The sequence below is a fragment of the Variovorax sp. 10L421 genome, assembly GCF_056395365.1.
This window is the reverse complement of record NZ_JBFTJJ010000058.1, coordinates 1-2,746: the sequence shown is the minus strand read 5'-3', so window position 1 is coordinate 2,746 and position 2,746 is coordinate 1. Positions and strand designations below refer to the sequence as shown.

General features: G+C 58.1%; 4 protein-coding genes and 1 pseudogene. 4 read left to right on the top strand and 1 reads right to left on the bottom strand.

Going from position 1 to position 2,746, the window contains the following annotated elements; all coding sequences use genetic code 11:
- Window positions 1-230: 230 nt before the first annotated feature.
- The 3 genes and pseudogenes from AC1DFC_RS29630 to AC1DFC_RS29620 all read left to right on the top strand — a co-directional run bounded on the left by AC1DFC_RS29630 (window position 231) and on the right by AC1DFC_RS29620 (window position 1,392).
- Window positions 231-623, top strand: a complete 393-nt coding sequence (locus AC1DFC_RS29630) for a limonene-1,2-epoxide hydrolase (protein WP_478131973.1) — start codon at window positions 231-233, stop codon at window positions 621-623.
- A gap of 150 nt (window positions 624-773) precedes the next feature.
- Window positions 774-1,028: pseudogene (locus AC1DFC_RS29625) on the top strand (LysR family transcriptional regulator); the annotation flags it as partial.
- Between the two features lie 37 nt (window positions 1,029-1,065).
- Entirely contained in the window at window positions 1,066-1,392 is a 327-nt protein-coding gene (locus tag AC1DFC_RS29620; protein ID WP_478131979.1) for a hypothetical protein, read from the top strand.
- A gap of 6 nt (window positions 1,393-1,398) precedes the next feature.
- On the opposite strand, the gene AC1DFC_RS29615 is transcribed toward AC1DFC_RS29620, so the two are convergent.
- Window positions 1,399-2,322: a LysR family transcriptional regulator gene (locus AC1DFC_RS29615; RefSeq protein ID WP_478131974.1), complete on the bottom strand. Its 924-nt coding sequence runs from the start codon at window positions 2,320-2,322 to the stop codon at window positions 1,399-1,401.
- Between the two features lie 110 nt (window positions 2,323-2,432).
- Between AC1DFC_RS29615 and AC1DFC_RS29610 the strand changes: the two genes are divergently transcribed.
- On the top strand, window positions 2,433-2,746 hold a 314-nt coding region (locus AC1DFC_RS29610; protein WP_478180566.1), incomplete at its 3' end, for an SDR family NAD(P)-dependent oxidoreductase.

Below are 2,746 nucleotides of genomic sequence, written 5' to 3'. Positions count from 1 at the left end.
CTACTCAATGATCTTGCTCGACTGCACCGCTCAAGATAATTGACGCTGGCCGCTCAAAGTAGTTGACGCTGGGCAGAATGCTGGGCTTCCTTGTTGTCGTCAATTTCATGCTTTGAGAATTGGAGGTTGGTCACATGAGATCCGTGCTAGTAACTTTGGCTGCGGTGATTTTTTCTAGCGTCGCCTGGGCTCAATCCCCCGCAGCATCTGACAGGACGGAGGACAGGCGAGTGTCAACGCCCATTGAAATCGTCACTGCCTTCTGCGCTACCTTCCCTGAGGATGATGGGAAGGCTGCCATCAGGCGATATTTCGTACCGCACACGGTTTGGATCAATGAAGGTATCTCCAAAACCACGGGCATCGAAGAGGCAATCGCTTTTCTCGAGCGGCCGAACAGATCGCCGAGCATCGCGGCCGTGCATTTCGACATCCTTGCCATCGCTGCGGACGGGAATCGCGTGCTCACCGAGAGACTGGATCGCTTTGTACGCGCCGACGGCAGCGAGATCGCTGCGATCAGAGTGATGGGGATCTTCGAAGTGGAAGGGGGCCGTATCGTCGGCTGGCGTGACTATGCCGATGTTAACGCAGGGAGAAAGATCACCCCCGATAAGCGCTGACACCTTGGGAACGTTGCGGCTGCCCCCTGGGTGATCTTTTCATCTTTTCAAACCTTCCCCGAGGCGGCTTGCATCCGCTTTGCAAAACGTGGGCTCCCATTGATGCCTATCAGCGGCCAATTGAGTCGCGAGCAATAGGAGAACCGAACGGTGGCGATAAGGCACCTGCGTTGTTTTCTTGCGGTCGCTGAAGAACTCTACTTCGCCCGCGCAGCGGAGAGATTGCATATCGAGCAATCGCCCCTTTCTCGCACAACCAAGGAACTGCAAGAAGAGGTTGGCGACCAGTTGTTCATCCGCACCAGCCGCAGCACGCGGCTGACACGGGCGGGCAAGCTGTTCCTTGAACATGTGCCGCGCGTGCTCACTGCCTTGGAGCAAGCGCGCGACAGCGTAAAGGCGGCGAGACGCACTACTGCCCCTGGCATCGCTGCCAGCGCCAATGTCCGGCCGAAACTGGCTACTGCGCCCGCTGCTGATCGACCAGATCCAGAGCGATCCGCAGTGGTGCCAGGGAAACTACATCGAGCAACCCGTCGGCGCGCGACGGGCATGGGAGTTTTTCAGCGCAGCCACCAATGGTGGGACCCAGGCGTTGCAATCGGCCCTCTCTCATCCCGATGAGGCCGACGAGTGGCTGCGGGCGAGGCGCGCCCTGCCTTTCGAAGCGGATGCCAACGCCCTCATTTACCAGATTGCCGCTGACGTGTGTAGTCGACCCACCTGTGACGATTGGACTGACGCCAATTCTCAGATTCATTACATATAAGGCAACTCACTCGAGGACGTTGAGTGCTGGAACCTTTGAAAATGCTTCAGCGATGAAATCCATGAATACGACGGCCCGCTTCGGAAGGAGTCTGTTCGCCACATAAACGATTTGTATAGGCACGGGCGGCGTGGCATATGCCGTCAGCAGCAATTGCAAATTGCCACTCTTCAGCCCTTCCTCGAACAGCCATTCCGGCCCGTACCCGACGCCTAGCCCCGCATTGACAGATTCGCGTGCGGCCTCAGGTGAGCTGACCCGAAGTCTGCCGGTTACCGGAACGTCGGCATCCCGGAAACGCCAAGTGGCACCGGACGACAACAGGGTGTAGATCACGCAATCGTGCCCGCGCAGGTCCTCGGGAGTGTTGGGGACACCGCGTTGAGCCAGATACTTTTTACTGGCAACGCACACGCGCTCGAACAAACCGATGCGGCGCGCGCGCAGTGCACTGTCTGCCAAATGTCCGATCCGTATCGCGAGTTCGGCCCCTTCATCGACCAGATTGACATATCGATCATTGGTCTGGAGATCCAGCGTCAATCCCGGGTAGCGTTCCAGGAAAGCGGGCACATGCGGCAACACGAATGCAAAGCTCAGCGCGGTCGGACAGGCAACGCGCAGCAATCCGGACGGATCCACGTTCTCCTTGAACGACGACTCTGACTCGTGCACTGCGTCAAGAATTCGCCGGACCTCCGCGTAGTAGCGCTCCCCCTCCGGCGTGAGGGCGAGCTTGCGTGTTGATCGATGCAGCAGCCGGGCTTGCAAATGATCTTCCAGTGCCGCCACGTACCGGCTGACGTTCGGCTGTCCCAAGCCCAAGTCGCGACCCGCAGCGGAAAAGCTGCCCGTCTCCACGGCGCGAGCGAAGCAAGTCATTAACAGGAACCGATCCAAAGCGAACTCCGATTCATGCATCTGAAGCATGAATAATATACAAAAATGCGATCTTATAAAGATTTGGACATGAGCGCATAGTTCTTCACACGGCAGGTCAGCCAAGGTTGGTTGATCACGGATCACCTAAGGAGAATTTCATGTCCCGCTTGCAAGGCAAACGCACTCTCATCACCGGTGGCACCAGCGGCATTGGCCTCGAAACGGCCAAGCAATTCCTCGCCGAGGGCGCGCGTGTCATCGTCACCGGCGTCAATCCGGATTCCCTCGCCAAGGCCCAGGCGGAATTGGGCAGCGAAGTTCTGGTGCTGCGCGCCGATTCAGCCAACGTGGCTGCGCAGAAGGAGTTGGCGCAAGCCGTCCAGGCTCACTATGGTCAGCTCGACATCGCCTTCCTCAACGCTGGCGTATCCGTTTGGATGCCGATCGAAGAGTGGACCGAAGAGTGGACGGA